Raw genomic sequence first — 14044 nt, forward strand, 5'->3', positions numbered from 1 at the left:
GATATGATCACATATAACATAAAAGAATTAATAGCTAAGAAGTCAGCTTCAGAAAATAGAAAAATAACACTCGATGAAGTAGCTTGCGCTGCAGGCGTTAACAAGGCTGCAATTTCAAAAATGGCCTCAAATGTGAATTACTCAACAACAACACGAACCCTTGACGCCCTGTGTATATATTTCGATTGTAAAGTTGAAGACATCATTCACCACAGTAAGCCTCAAAAATAATAAACAGAAATGCTACCCAGTTAAGCCTTTAAATCAATCACACAATATTGACAATCTATTCACTCATAAAACTACCTTTTCAACTAAACAATTGAAGTGCGATTCAAGATGAATCAAATTTAGGTTCGTTTTTAGTATGTAGTAAGGATAGATGGATAAACATTCTTTCTCGCAGCAGCAAAGACTCAAATACTTTGATTTTAGATTGATGTTAGTTAGGCATTTTACTCGATCAGAAATTGTTTAAAACTTTAAGTTAGGTTTATCTTCTGCTACTCGTGATATCAACATATACAAAGACTTAGCAAGGCAGAACTTAACCCATGATAATGCGGAAAAAGGTACTTCATAACAGAAACCTTTAAACCGTTATTTGAACACAACAAAGATATGTCTTGCCGTGAATTTGCGACTCAAATTCTCAGTGGCAGTAATAGTGACTCGCCAATTTCACTTTCTTTTGAAAAGCAGAGCCAATTAGTCACTCCTAATATTCTAATCGTAGCCACAATCACGCAGGCAATGATTAACATCAAAGCTATCGAAATCGAATATATCTCACCTCAGAGCGGATTAAGCCAGCGAGTTGTCATTGCTCATTCAATAGTTGATAACGGACTCCATTGGCATATTCGAGCATTTGATGAGAAAAGCCAACAATTTAAAGATTTTGTTATCACAAGAATAATGTCCGCCAAACTGATCGATAAACCCATTTTAGACAATGCAAAAATATTGGCTGATCAACAATGGATGCGCATAGTTCATTTAGAGTTGGTTCTGCATCCAACTAACGTTAGATACACTCAAGCTATTGAATGTGACTATGGCATGGATCAAGGTTTACTTAAATTAGAAGTGAGATCAGCATTAACAGGTTATATACTTCGGCGCTGGAATGTGGACTGCTCAGAAAACGCGACACAATACTCCCCAGAACATCACTTATGGCTACGTAATCGAGCCACACTGTACGGTGTTGATAACCTGCATCTAGCTTCCGGTTATGATGAACTTAAACCAGCAACAAAAAGTACAGTTTTAAAGGACCACTTAAATGACTGACCACAAAAAATACTTAGGCGACCTTATCGGCGGAAGCTTAATGATAAGAGAAAGTCAGATCATTGCTGATTTATTATTAAAAGCCACAACAAGCGAGCAATGGAACGAAGCGATTATCGAAAATAATATCCTTCAAAAACCTTCAGCAGCTTCTGCAAAACGTAATGCAGCCACCATAAAAAAGCGTTTACAGGGCTTAGATAAAGCATTCTTAGAAAAATTGGCTTACAGCGGTACTGAGGAAGCGACACAACTCATGTTTGCAGCAACTTTAATCAATTCTACATTGCTTGCAGACTTCATGAGAAGCATAGTAAGCGATGCCAAACGGATGTTTAGAGAAACGTTAAATGTAGATGATTGGCAACATTTTTGGGAAGGAAAAACAAGGCAGTACCCAACACTTGGTGATATATCAGTATCTTCAACATATAAGGTGTCTCAAGTAGCATTTAAGCTATTAGTAGATGCAGGGTATTTAGAAAGCACCCAACATAAGCGTTTCCTCAATGTTTATATTTCTCCAGATGTAAGGCAGATACTCTTAAACCTTAATCGTGATGATATCGTAAGAGCAATGGAGCCATAATCAGGTATGCAAACTTTACAACAATTACAACAACGTCTTGACCAAGTTCAAGAAAAGTTAAAAAGTGATGCATTTCTGACAAACAAAGAACTTGGTGGAGAAATCGGCTTTTACATTTTTGATTATGCACCAGAGCATGAACTTGCAGTAAGAGACCATTTAGCGCTGATTACGAAAAAGTTAACCACTCGAGCAGAAATCACCGGTAAGCAATTTGTCTGCATTAACTTATTCGAAATGATAATTGAGTTACTTAAATCACGAAAATTGTTAGATAGGGCCTATCAAATGCAATTTGAAAAAGGTGATGATGCACTTTTCAAGGCGAAGGCTTACTCACACAACGAACAATAGGGGGCTTAGTTCCACTTAAAACGCCAGCTAGCCAAACCAAGTGTGACACATGTGATTAATGCTAATGGCCATAAGTGATGAAATATCGCAAAAAAGTCAGCGCCATCAATAATCACTGCACGGTTCGCGTCGTTCATGTGCGTTAATGGCAATAAGTCTGCAATAGCTCTCACCCAAGGTTTTGCGCCTTCTAAACTAAACCAAATACCCGAGAGCAACATCATCGGCCAGGAGAATATATTGAGTATGCCATTACTAAATTCTTCAGAATCGGCTCTGCTGGCTACCAATAAGCCTATGCCTAACATCGCAGCGCCCCCTAAGGTAATGTTTAATAATAACAATAATGGGTTGCCAACAATATTGACCGAAAAAATCACACAAACAACCATAAAGACAATGATGGATGTGACCACAAGCGTAAATAAACGGCTGAGTAACTGCGACAGTAAAAATTGCCAAGGTGCTAACGGGGTCACTTGCATGCGTTTTAGTACACCGGTGCGGCGATAGCGCACAATCACATAACCCACACCGTATAGTGCCGAGAACATCATATTCATGCCAATAATCCCCGGTAAAAGCCAGTCAATGTGACGCACAGCGTCACCCTCAATAAGCTGCTTTTGTAGCGTAGGAATGCGGGTTAACACCAATTGTTCAATAATATAGCCGCGGCTCGAGTCGGCATTTACCCAGTAGTTATCGTTATCAATGATTATATCAACAAGGTGGCGTGACACTTTATGCTGAGCAGTTGCAAGATCGGGGTATTGAATAAACTCTACATGCTTAAGGGTTTGTTGTATTTCACTCACCGATGTCGCATCTATATAACCAACTTGGTAGATACTTTTTTCTTCGTCATCGAAAATTAAACCTAGGGCTAGGATAAGAATAAGTGGGAAAAATAGCGACCAGCCTAGTGCTGAACGATCTCGAATAAACTCAAGATTTCGTGAATGGATTAAGGCCCATAATGCTCTCATATGGCGAATGAACTCCCGGTTAACTTAAGGTACAGGTCTTCAAGATTTGGCGGTCTTATATTTAATCCCGTAATTGGAATGTTAAGGCCATTTAACCAAGTAATGGCTTGTTGGGCATCATTGCATTCGACAATATAATGTCCGCCCTGATTTCGAGTCCGAAATGTTTGAGGTACTGCACTGTCCACAGGGCAATTAACATTAAAAGGTAAGGTTAAGATATGATTTAAAAAATGCGCTTTTAAAAGTGTTTGTGGTGGTTGTTTGACCACAATTTCACCAGCATTGATGATCGCGACTTTATCGCATAGATGTTGAGCTTCTTCCATGTAATGGGTGGTTAATACTATGGTTTTACCCTGTTTTTTTATATTCGACAGTAATTGCCAAAATGCCATTCGCGCATTGGGATCTAAGCCTGTTGTGGGCTCATCAAGAAAAATCAGTTGTGGGTCATTGATTAAACTTAACGCCAGTAACAACCTTTGCCGCTGACCGCCTGAAATTTGGTAATGAAACTGATCGATTGCATCGTCGAGTAAACACAGGCTGATAAGTTGCTCAATATCGACTGGATTGTCATAAAAGCTGGCAAATAAATGTAAGCAGTCTCTCACCTTTAAATAATCAGGTAACGCTGTCATTTGAAACTGAATACCGATGTGTTTGCTGTAACTTTTGCTTAACGGCAAACCTTTATATAACACCTGGCCGGTAGCCGGATTTTTGATACCTTCTAATATCTCTAACGTAGTCGATTTACCCGCGCCATTAGGACCAAGTAGACCAAAACACGAGCCTTGTTCCACATTAATACTCACGTTTTTAACAACGTGATGTTTTGCATAAGAATAATTAAGATTGTCAGCAATAAGAATTGAACTCAAAAATGCCTCGACGAAGATCGCTTAGATAACTAAGCATTATCATCATTCGTTACACTGCAAACACTGTGAGTTATGACAGTGTTTATAATTACTTGTTATATTTGTGATTGAGTTCGGAATTCTGGTGTTATAGAGTACTTTTTAGGTGATTTTATGCGGTATTTTGAACATTCAATACTGTGTTAATGGGCTAACTTTTACAATGAAACACTTTACCAAGCCAATATATGTGGCAATTTGGGCGATATTTACGTCATTTTTACTGGTGGCGCAAGTCGCAGCTGCAGAACGTATTGTGTCACTGGCGCCCAATTGGAGCCATACGGTGTCATCGCTTGGCGCTGAAAATGAATTAGTTGGCGTGACTCGATATGCCCGCTTTCCGCAGAGCCTACCGGATAAAATTGCCAGAGGCGAATTGCCCGTCGTTGGAGGGTTTACCGATATTGATATTGAAAAGGTCATCGCATTGAATCCCAGCTTGGTGTTAACTGCTACGGGGCTACAGCTAAACCTTAAACGTGAGTTAGAAAAGCGCGGTGTAAAAGTCATCCACATGCAAGAGTCCAGTTTAGATGAAGTGTATCGAGGTATCGACGCATTGGGACAAACTATCAATCGCGCCGAGGCTTCAAGTCTGCTCATTTCACAAATAAAATCTCAGTTAGACACGATTGAACAGCAATATGCCAACCAGCCTAAAGTTAAAGTCTATTATGAGATAAATTATTTTTATAAGTGTGTACCCGGCGCAGACTCTTACATTACAGAGTTAATTAAAATAGCTGGCGGGGAGCCCGTATTCGCTGAACGTTCAGGTATTGCGCCGATGGTGACATGGGATGAAATTGTTAACCAAAACCCGGATTTTATTCTATTACCAATGTGGCCAGGCGCTACAGGTCCAATATTTAGTGGCACAGAGGCAGGCAGTGGTACCACCACTATCGATGAAGTGCGTGGACGAGTGAATGCCAATAAAGTCACCGCTGTTATTAAACAACAGGTTAAGTTTATAGACTCAGCGGTCACCAAACAGGCTGGCCCTAATATTCCTAACTCAGCAAGATTACTTGCTGAAGCCATCCACGGACATTAATTCATTTGCTAATGAGCAGAATCTATTATTCTGCTCATCAAGCCTTAAAATAATTACCATCATACGTTTTAATCTATTAGAGCATATAACATATCTGTTAGTGATTAAAAATCACCTTTGAACCATTCCAGATTCAATAAGTGAGATCTCATTATTTGCTTACACCTTACAAAGGCAATTTTTAAGCAAATTATTGGTGTTAACCAGCTCTCAAAAACTAATTTACTGTTAAAACTCCCAGAGTATTTCTCAACGTATTTCTCTATGTTTGTTTACGGATGATGATCCCTTACATTTTAAGGGGTTTATATAACAAAACTAACAAATAGTAGAGTCAACTATGAATATGACGATTAAAAAAACTAGGCTATTTTACGGTGCAATTTTAACTTTTGCATTGGTGTTTACCTCTTATGTCGGTGCGGCACAAAGTGAAACCGCTAATAGTAAAGACGATTTAAAAACTCAACAACTGGAGTTATTGCAACAGAAATTTACCGAAGGTAAGTATTCTAAATCGGGTGCTGACACTTGTATGGCTTGCCATAAAAAAACAGCTGGTGTTGCTGATATTTTTAGCAGTGTGCATGGTAATCCAAATACTGTAAATGGTCCTATGGCGGGTTTGCAATGTGAATCCTGTCATGGTCCTAAAGGCAAGCATATTGGTAAAAATGAACCCATGATCAGTTTTGGTAAAAAATCACCTTTAACAGCAGAAATGCAAAATAGTGTGTGTCTAGCTTGCCATAACGATAGCGCTCGTCTCGATTGGCACAGTTCAGTGCATGTTACTGAAGACGTAGCATGTGTTGATTGTCATCAATTGCATACACCTAAAGATAAGGTGCTCACCAAGCAAGGTGAAAATGAAAAATGTATGTCATGCCATACAAAAGAGAAAGCCGACAGCCATAAACGTTCAGCACATGACATTAAAAACAATGATATGAGTTGTAGTGATTGCCATAATCCACACGGCACCATGGCTGAAGCAAGTATGAATCAAGACACGATTAATGACACTTGCTACCAATGTCATGCTGAAAAGCGTGGGCCGTTTTTATGGGAACATGCACCTGTTATCGAAAATTGTGCCAATTGTCATGATGCCCATGGCGCAGTAAATGAACGTATGTTGAAAACACGTGTGCCTATGTTGTGTAAGCAATGCCATGGTAATGATTATCACCCAAGCGGTATTCCAAGTGGTAACACTAGTATTCAAACCGCTGGACAGGGTTGTTTAAATTGCCATACACAAATTCACGGTTCTAATAATCCTGCGGGCAGAACGTTTCAGTATTAAGGTGTCGTCATGATGAAAACTAAATTAAGCATAATTGCATTGCTGTTAATGACGGTAAATGCGCCAGTACACGCTTTTGATTTCGGGGTGAAAGCGGTTAACAGTCAAAATGCTAATACTACAAAATGGGCATGCAAAAAATGCAATGCACAAAGCACTACAGGTAATGTAGGGCTAAGTATTGGTGGTTCTATAAGTGATGATGATAACCACAGTGCCAATGCGCTCGGTTATGATGACGGTTTTGCAGGTGCGATTGATGCAAATGCTGCCACTGTGACTGATAGCGGGATACGAACCGAGTTTTATGCAAAAGAACTTGGCAGTAAACGTGGTGATGCTGCAATTGCTATCCGTCAGCCTGGTTTATGGAGCGTCGCTGCGGGTTATGATGCAAAATACCGCGTTGATAGCACTACGGCGTCATCAAACCTTGTGAGTGAAGGAAACACCCTAGTCGCTCAAGATGGTCTTGTTGTACAAACATTAGATCAAGATAGAGACCGCGTTAATATTGATGCCAAATATCGAGGCGATAATTGGAGCGGATTTGTCAGTGTTTCTAACGAAGAGAAAACCGGTAAAAGAGCAAGCAGTTATAGTTTAGGCTTATACAGTGCAACTAATTTTGTTCAACCCGTAAACAGTGAAACGACTAATTTGCATACAGCTATTAATATGTCTGGATCAAATTGGTTGGCAGAAGTTGGGTTTAAAGGGAGCTGGTTTGACAACGATGTTGATAATGTCTACTTGGACCAAACTAACCCACTATTAATCCAAACAGGCTCTCCAGATAATAGTGCCATGAGTTTCTATATTTCTGGTCGTTACCGTTTTGACAACACGACTATCACAGGTAAGTTTTCAAATGGTGAACAGAATCAAGACGAATCATTTTCATCTTTACTAGGTGTTTCTGCGGGGTTAACTTCACAAGACTTAACGCTTAACACAACCGATGCGAATTTGGCTTTTGTCACTCGTATCAGCAGCAAAGCAACGGTTAAAGGGAGTTTTGTTTATAGTGACAGAGACAATGACTCTCCTTCATATGAATTTGATCAATACCAAGCCGATGAGTTAACGGGATTAATTGCTTATACCAACGCAATGGATCGTGAAAGTACCACATCAAAATTAAGTGCTGATTATCGTATTAAGTCTGGGCATAAATTATCAGCAGGCTTAGCTTATAAAGACTCGGAGCAAACAATAACCGTTCGTGAAGAAAAGGATGAAACAGAACTCTGGGTTAAATATCGCTATGATAGCCTTGAAATGTGGGATATGCGCTTTAAAGCCAGTTACGCTGAACGTGATGGTGCTGAGTTTACTAAGTACATAACCAGTGATTATTTACAAAATGAATTTATGCGTAAATATGACATGGCCGACCGCGAACGTACTGAGTTTGTTGTCGATGTTACTCATACACCTTTAGACAATCTAAGTATTGATTTTAGAGGCTATTATGCTTTAGATGATTACAATGATACTGACATTGGCCTAACTGAATCGAAAGATTATGGTTATGATGCAAGTGCAAATTTGCAACTAGCAGACACTCTAGATGTGACTGTGTATGGCGGATACCAATGGATTGATAATGACCAACTTGGCAGTACAACATCAAGCTATGCTGATTGGGCTGCAGAGAACAGTGATGAGTTTGGCTTTGTTGGATTATCGACTCAATATACTGGCTTAGCAGATTATGGTGTTTTACTTTCAGCAGAATATTGCTTTAGTTATAGTGAAGGCGATACTGCGGTAAGTGGTAGTATTGGTAATTTAGGTGAATACGAATCTGAAGAACATAGCTTTGAATTTAATGCCACTTATGCGTTAACACAAACCAGTACAGTCGGATTGAAGTATCAATATACTGATTACCAAGATAGCGATTATGCAGAAATCCCAGTGGTGAATAAAGCCGGGGACGGAGTGACAAACCTCACTACATTGGGTTATCTTTCACAAGATTACGATGCTCACCTCATTATGGCGACGTACAACTATACATTCTAGTTTGTATAGAGTTTGTCATTGTTAAATTGGTGATAAAATTAAAAGGTTAGGGGAGACCCTAACCTTTTTGTTGTAGATAGGGTTTGCTCTCTGAAACAACCTTGCTCTGAACCCTTCAATTTTCAAGACTACCGTCTTATCTTAAAATGCCATTACTTATAAAGCACTGACCTGATACCAAGGTGAGCTAGATTTGTATAAAGTCTTTCGATATTCAATTCAAAACAGCGACTTTACACTGAGTAAAAAATTTCCAGCTCCTTACTCTTTCTGTACATGTCATGGTTTTGAACATGAGTTAATAAAGAAAGTAGAAGAATAGAAAACCATTTGTAATTCAAAGGTCAGAATATGTAAATATTCTGGCCTTTTTTGACACTCAATTAGTTTGGATATTAATATAAGAGACTGGTTCATTAAGTTGGTAAAGATCTCTGTTCCAACATTGAGATAGTGGTGTACTTGTTAGATAATACACTCATGAGTCGCTTTGTAAATGAGCTCCGCCTTGTTCTTTGCATCCAAGACTTCTTTAGCCAAATCAATGTGATAGCTTACACCTCTTTCTGTGAGATGTAATATATTACTGATTTCACTGACGTTAAATCCCATCGCAGTAAGCTCAATCACTTTGTGCGTTTTAGGTTTAATTGTGCCGTTATGCGAACTAGGGTGGATAAGCTTGGGGTATTTTTGAGTCATGTAGAGATGTAACAGTTCGAGGTATTCAGCGACCTTGTTGTCCTCAAGGTAGCTTAACAATTCGTCTTGTCTTATTTTATCGCTAAATATGCAGAATGCACCAACAAAATCTTGTTCCGCGTGACCAACAACTACTGTTAGGTATGATTTTCTGTCTAAATCGAATTGCGCTTCTATGGTTTTAGACCAAGGCTTATTACTGTCTTGTGACATCCAGCTTAAGAGTGGAACATAACCAGTAGGCCAATCACCATTTAGAAGGAAATTAGGCATGGGCATATTTTGTGTAATTGCGAATGAGAGTACCGGAGAAACTAGGTCTAATAAACTTGTATTTGAAACTAACAATGGATACTTGTTATGAATTGCAAATGCTTTTGAATTAGTTAATTTTTTAGCTTTTAAATGGCCTAGACCCTTTCTAGGGTATATTTTATATGCTATCTCCAAATCGTCAAATCGAGCCATTTTACTCTTGAGATCAGCCATGATGGTTAATGTTTCTTTTGAGGATAAAATCATGTAAAAACCTCTTTAACAGCTAGACAACTAACAATGATAGGGCATTGATGTTCAATATTTGGGTTCGGTTGAAATCAATGCGCCTTGCACGTAAGTTATTAATAAACTTGTCTAATTAATAACATAAGTTATAAAGTGTAATGTATGAAATACTATTGTTAATCATTGTAAACTAAGGAGAATTATTGAAATGTGCGCTAGGTCATCAATCGATATTTTTTATGATTAAATATTTATTGGCGGATCTAGCTCCCAGGGTAACCGCATGAGTGTGCGTTTTTTGTTCACAATAAAAAGTATCAATATAGAACTACTTCCAATCACTCATGAAATGATAACGTTCTGAACAAATGTAGTTTTAAAAATATACTGAATCTGTTCATAAAACGTTCGCGATCTCGCCCTGATCTAGCTCCCTAGTTCGTAACCATCACTAACAGGCTGTGGGGTTTATTATTAAGGGCTATTAACTATTGTTATGGGTTAAACGATCAATGCGTCTTTGCATTAAAGGTTAAAAGCAAACTCCATTTCTGGAGCTTGCTTTTCGAGTATTTTACAGTGTGTTTAAAGTGAGGCGGTTAAACACGTTCCATACAAGATTTTAATGTATTTTATTCAACAACATATTCTATAGGTTCTTTATCAACACCATGGCATGCTGTACATGAATAAGGGTCGGGATAGGTTTTACTTAAGTTATAATCACTGTTATGACTTGGGAACCAAAGGTCATCATATGGCTTTTCGGTGCCATCAAAATCTAATTGTTGACCACTTGCGGTACGTTGATTGGAGACATTCTCTTCAGCGGGAACGAACTTAGCTAAACTTGCATCACCATGATTTTTCATGTGAAGGCCGTCAGGGTTATTGGTGTTGTGGCACCAGAAACAACGCGCGCCTCGGTTATGTCCCTCGGATGCACCGTTACTACCATGACAACTCGCGCAGTAGTATGGCTGAATATAATCAAAGCCATCAGCACTATTAGTTGGCCAACTTTGTCCGCCATGTCCTAAAGGTTGTTTATTTTCATTATGACATTGAGTACAGTCAGAAATATTCCAACCAAAGTGGGTCTGATCTAATATCTTAGCGTTTCCGACGGTAGTGTCTTTTGTGGCGGCAACAACTTGGCGCAGTCTAGCCGTTTGAGTGGCATCCACAGTTGGATACAGGTCAAAATCACCAAGTGAATTTAATGTAGAGAATTGTAACTCGCTTTTAGCGACATACATTTCTTTACTGTCTCTATCACCATAATGCATGTCAATTTCATCAACATTGTTAAACGCTGTAGCACTTAGCGTTACCAACGCCATGTACTCTGGTGGATAAGATAATAAATTAGCACCAGCTACCTCACTGAGATTATTTCCGCCGATACCTTGAAAAGACAACCATTCTTGGTTGCATATGTCTTGGGGTATTTCGCCTTCACCTGCTGCAGTTGGCGAACCATCTAACTTAAAGTCACAAGTTGGAAAAGGTGCCATAGCAAAGTCAAGCGCCGCAACTAATTCGCCTTGATAAGGAATCGATGCCATCCAGCCACCATAGGGCCCTGAGTATGGGTGTTCCATTAAAGAAAAGTTATTGACAATCGCGCCAGAGCTCATAACAGGCCACCATGTAAAGCTATACCTTTCTCCGGTTTGCTCTGCAACGCTCATCCATACATCCATAGAGGTAATGTGCCCTGGTTGCCATACATCGCTACGTAAATTGAACGCTTTGACTTCAACGTTTGTCGCGATAATTTCTGGGGAAGGATTTCGTTGAGCTTGGAATTCAGGGATGGTTAATTCGGCCCCCCCACTATGCATCAATATTGGGATAATAAACTTCCCATCACTAGCGGCTAAGCGGTCTTGCTCTTGTTTCCAAATCCAATGTCTGCGGTTGGTCATAGCTTCGTGATGGGGTAAAAAACGCACCTGTTGACCTTCACGTAACCATGTTTGGTCCATCCGGCGGTAGGTATAGTCTAGGCGTGATCCAGCATAAAACGTATTCTGCCCTCTGCTATTTTCATATGCAAAATGCCAGTCATCACTATTATAATATTCTCCGTCTTTTTCATCAAACACACCATCTTGGTTTTGGTCCCAAGAAAGGTTGAATTCATAGGTATCATAGGCTGAGTCTTTGTAAGAAATGATATCCCCTTCAAAGCGTAAATCATCGTGAGTGCCGACGACAAAGCGTAAAAGATCGAAATGACTATAAATGCCTTCAACGAAAATATCTGGCCGTGAAGTCCCCGCGCCCAGTCCATCAGGATTGGTGGCTAAGTATTCACGCATATCCTCAGTCTGAACATAAGAAATGGGTCCTGCTTCAACGTTCTTTATCCCTGCTAAGGTTGAATCACGGTGGTTAATAACACCATCACCGTTCATATCGCCAGAAAGATCACCGCTAAAAGAGCGCAGCAATGCACTGCTAACCCAAGGTTGAACATTGTCTTCCATCCTGCCCACGTACAGTTGGACTTGTCCTTTTAAGCTTGAATCACCGAACTCCATATAAGGGGAATCAATGTAATTCCAGGCTTCGTTAACCACTTTTCCTTCTGCAGGGGTTTGTGTAGTTGGATTATCAGTAACGGGTTGATCTAATGCGACTACTGTTTTGTCATCAGATCCACAGCCCCACATACCAATCATCAATAATGCGATTAATGTTTTGCTTTGTATTTTCATCATTCTTACCTTTTTCTTATTTATAACAGCTTTTATTTACACGACTATGGTCAAACAAGCCCACAAATAAAACAGTGTTATTTAATGTAAAAAAGGTGTTTTTGATTGACAAATGTGACCGGTGTTACTTATTTATGCGTTAACAGTTAACTAAATCGAAAAAAGTCTTGTAAAAATTGGATAAAACTTAGGCTAAGTATGGGGGGTTCTATTAGTGATGATGATAACCACAGTGCCAATGCGCTAGGTTATGATGACGGTTTTACAGGTGCGATTGATGCAAATGCTGCCACTGTGACTGATAGCGGGATACGAACCGAGATTTATGCAAAAGATCTTGGCAGTAAACGTGGTGATGCTGCGGTACATGTCAAGGTTTTGAAAATGAGTAAAAAAAGAAAGTAGAAGAATAGAAAACTATCTGTAATTCAAAGGTCAGAATATGTAAATATTCTAGCTTTTTTTCGACATTCAATTAGTTTGGATATTAATACAAGAGACTGGTTCGTTAAGTTGGTAAAGAACTCTGTTCCAACATTGAGATAGTGGTGTACTTGTTAGATGATACACTCATGGGTCGCTTTGTAAATGAGCTCCATTTTGTTCTTTGCAACCAACACCTCCTTAGCTAAATCAAGGTGATAGCTTACGCCTCTTTCAGTAAGATGTAACATGTTGCTAATTTCACTGACGTGAAATCCCATGGCAGTAAGCTCAATCACTTTGCGTGTTTTAGGTTTTATAGTGCCATTATATTGGCTTGGGCTAGTCAAATTAGAGTACTTTCGGGACATATAAAAATGTATTAAATCGAGATAATCAGCGATTTTATTTTTTTCTAAGTAGTCTTCCAAGTCATCTTGCTTTATTTGTTCGCTGAATATAGCAAAACCACCTACAAAATCTTGTTCAGGACTACTCACAATAATGGTTAGACACGATTCACAACCCAAATTAAATCTGTCTTTTAATGTATCAGACCAAGGCTTATTACTGTCTTGTGAAAACCAACTAGATAATGGTAAATAACCTTTCGGCCAGTCGCCTTTAAGTGCAAAATCAGGTAACGAAATACTATTGACAGATGCAAATGTCGTTATTGGAGTTATTTTTCTCAATATCTTCAGATTAGTGACCAATAATGGATAATTATTTTGAATAACCAATGCCTTAGCAATAGATAGTTTTTTTCCTTTTAATTCACCAAGGCCTTCTCTAGGATAGATTTTATAGGCAAGTTCTAATTTGTCATATCTGGATATTTTCTCCTTGAGGTCGCTCATTAAATCTAGTGTTTCTTTCAAGGTCAAACTCATACCAAACCTCTTACATAAATGTTGAGTAGCAATTAATTTACTTTTTACTGGGGAATAAGTTAACTATAAAATCGAAATTAGCAGATTTATCTTTTTGTAAAGTTATCAAAATATAGACATTAATTTAGTAGCTTAATGCTGGTTACATTATAGTTTTGATGATAATAAAACACTGTTGTTTTATGAAGTAAACCATTAGGCATTTGTTGATATGTGAACAAGGACATCATCTTGGGATTACC

The 14044-nt window shown here is 38.8% G+C and carries 13 protein-coding genes; 8 read left to right on the top strand and 5 right to left on the bottom strand.

All coding sequences use genetic code 11. The annotated features are described in order from the left end of the window. The first annotated feature begins 3 nt into the window (after nt 1-3). The 4 genes from EGC82_RS11190 (at nt 4) to EGC82_RS11205 (ending at nt 2239) form a co-directional block, all read left to right on the top strand. Nucleotides 4-231, top strand: a complete 228-nt coding sequence (locus EGC82_RS11190; protein WP_124730836.1) for a helix-turn-helix domain-containing protein — start codon at nt 4-6, stop codon at nt 229-231. Nucleotides 232-621: 390 nt separating this feature from the next. Then, nucleotides 622-1296: a WYL domain-containing protein gene (locus EGC82_RS11195; RefSeq protein WP_208646894.1), complete on the top strand. Its 675-nt coding sequence runs from the start codon at nt 622-624 to the stop codon at nt 1294-1296. Beyond that, the gene (locus EGC82_RS11200; protein WP_124730837.1) at nt 1289-1885 is read left to right on the top strand and encodes a DUF1819 family protein; all 597 of its coding nucleotides are present in this window, start codon (nt 1289-1291) and stop codon (nt 1883-1885) included. Before EGC82_RS11195 ends, EGC82_RS11200 begins: the two co-directional genes overlap by 8 nt. Before the next feature lie 6 nt (nt 1886-1891). After that, entirely contained in the window at nt 1892-2239 is a 348-nt protein-coding gene (locus tag EGC82_RS11205) for a hypothetical protein (RefSeq protein WP_208646895.1), read from the top strand. Nucleotides 2240-2244: 5 nt separating this feature from the next. Here the strand turns inward: EGC82_RS11205 and EGC82_RS11210 are convergent, their stop codons facing one another. Both EGC82_RS11210 and EGC82_RS11215 read right to left on the bottom strand, forming a co-directional pair. After that, entirely contained in the window at nt 2245-3228 is a 984-nt protein-coding gene (locus EGC82_RS11210; protein ID WP_124730838.1) for an ABC transporter permease, read from the bottom strand. Next, nucleotides 3225-4115, bottom strand: coding sequence for an ABC transporter ATP-binding protein (locus tag EGC82_RS11215; RefSeq protein WP_124730839.1), 891 nt, complete (start codon nt 4113-4115; stop codon nt 3225-3227). The genes EGC82_RS11210 and EGC82_RS11215 overlap by 4 nt, the downstream gene beginning before the upstream one ends. Before the next feature lie 202 nt (nt 4116-4317). On the opposite strand from EGC82_RS11215, the gene EGC82_RS11220 reads away from it, so the two are divergent. From EGC82_RS11220 to EGC82_RS11230, 3 genes are all read left to right on the top strand, one after another. Further along, nucleotides 4318-5214, top strand: coding sequence for an ABC transporter substrate-binding protein (locus EGC82_RS11220; protein WP_124730840.1), 897 nt, complete (start codon nt 4318-4320; stop codon nt 5212-5214). A 340-nt stretch (nt 5215-5554) separates the two neighbouring features. Next, the gene (locus EGC82_RS11225; protein ID WP_124730841.1) at nt 5555-6523 is read left to right on the top strand and encodes a DmsE family decaheme c-type cytochrome; all 969 of its coding nucleotides are present in this window, start codon (nt 5555-5557) and stop codon (nt 6521-6523) included. 9 nt (nt 6524-6532) lie between these two features. After that, nucleotides 6533-8554: an MtrB/PioB family decaheme-associated outer membrane protein gene (locus tag EGC82_RS11230; RefSeq protein WP_124730842.1), complete on the top strand. Its 2022-nt coding sequence runs from the start codon at nt 6533-6535 to the stop codon at nt 8552-8554. Nucleotides 8555-9019: 465 nt separating this feature from the next. Here EGC82_RS11230 and EGC82_RS11235 read toward each other — a convergent pair whose 3' ends face one another. Beyond that, on the bottom strand, nt 9020-9778 hold the full coding sequence (locus EGC82_RS11235; RefSeq protein ID WP_124730843.1) for a helix-turn-helix transcriptional regulator: 759 nt from the start codon (nt 9776-9778) through the stop codon (nt 9020-9022). Between the two features lie 614 nt (nt 9779-10392). Beyond that, nucleotides 10393-12486, bottom strand: coding sequence for a hypothetical protein (locus EGC82_RS11240; RefSeq protein ID WP_124730844.1), 2094 nt, complete (start codon nt 12484-12486; stop codon nt 10393-10395). Between the two features lie 198 nt (nt 12487-12684). Between EGC82_RS11240 and EGC82_RS11245 the strand changes: the two genes are divergently transcribed. Next, nucleotides 12685-12891: an MtrB/PioB family outer membrane beta-barrel protein gene (locus tag EGC82_RS11245; RefSeq protein WP_124730845.1), complete on the top strand. Its 207-nt coding sequence runs from the start codon at nt 12685-12687 to the stop codon at nt 12889-12891. A gap of 152 nt (nt 12892-13043) precedes the next feature. Here EGC82_RS11245 and EGC82_RS11250 read toward each other — a convergent pair whose 3' ends face one another. Next, nucleotides 13044-13802, bottom strand: a complete 759-nt coding sequence (locus EGC82_RS11250) for a helix-turn-helix transcriptional regulator (RefSeq protein WP_124730846.1) — start codon at nt 13800-13802, stop codon at nt 13044-13046. Between the last annotated feature and the right edge of the window lie 242 nt (nt 13803-14044).

It is taken from the genome of Shewanella livingstonensis, assembly GCF_003855395.1.
Taxonomy (GTDB): Bacteria; Pseudomonadota; Gammaproteobacteria; order Enterobacterales; family Shewanellaceae; genus Shewanella; species Shewanella livingstonensis.

Bases quoted from the DNA above. Each gene is read 5' to 3' on its own strand.
- EGC82_RS11245 (WP_124730845.1), top strand. From the start codon at position 12,685: ATGGGGGGTTCTATTAGTGATGATGATAACCACAGTGCCAATGCGCTA.
- EGC82_RS11240 (WP_124730844.1), bottom strand. From the start codon at position 12,486: ATGAAAATACAAAGCAAAACATTAATCGCATTATTGATGATTGGTATG.
- EGC82_RS11230 (WP_124730842.1), top strand. From the start codon at position 6,533: ATGATGAAAACTAAATTAAGCATAATTGCATTGCTGTTAATGACGGTA.
- EGC82_RS11190 (WP_124730836.1), top strand. From the start codon at position 4: ATGATCACATATAACATAAAAGAATTAATAGCTAAGAAGTCAGCTTCA.
- EGC82_RS11250 (WP_124730846.1), bottom strand. From the start codon at position 13,802: ATGAGTTTGACCTTGAAAGAAACACTAGATTTAATGAGCGACCTCAAG.
- EGC82_RS11235 (WP_124730843.1), bottom strand. From the start codon at position 9,778: ATGATTTTATCCTCAAAAGAAACATTAACCATCATGGCTGATCTCAAG.
- EGC82_RS11200 (WP_124730837.1), top strand. From the start codon at position 1,289: ATGACTGACCACAAAAAATACTTAGGCGACCTTATCGGCGGAAGCTTA.
- EGC82_RS11195 (WP_208646894.1), top strand. From the start codon at position 622: ATGTCTTGCCGTGAATTTGCGACTCAAATTCTCAGTGGCAGTAATAGT.
- EGC82_RS11220 (WP_124730840.1), top strand. From the start codon at position 4,318: ATGAAACACTTTACCAAGCCAATATATGTGGCAATTTGGGCGATATTT.
- EGC82_RS11225 (WP_124730841.1), top strand. From the start codon at position 5,555: ATGAATATGACGATTAAAAAAACTAGGCTATTTTACGGTGCAATTTTA.
- EGC82_RS11205 (WP_208646895.1), top strand. From the start codon at position 1,892: ATGCAAACTTTACAACAATTACAACAACGTCTTGACCAAGTTCAAGAA.
- EGC82_RS11210 (WP_124730838.1), bottom strand. From the start codon at position 3,228: ATGAGAGCATTATGGGCCTTAATCCATTCACGAAATCTTGAGTTTATT.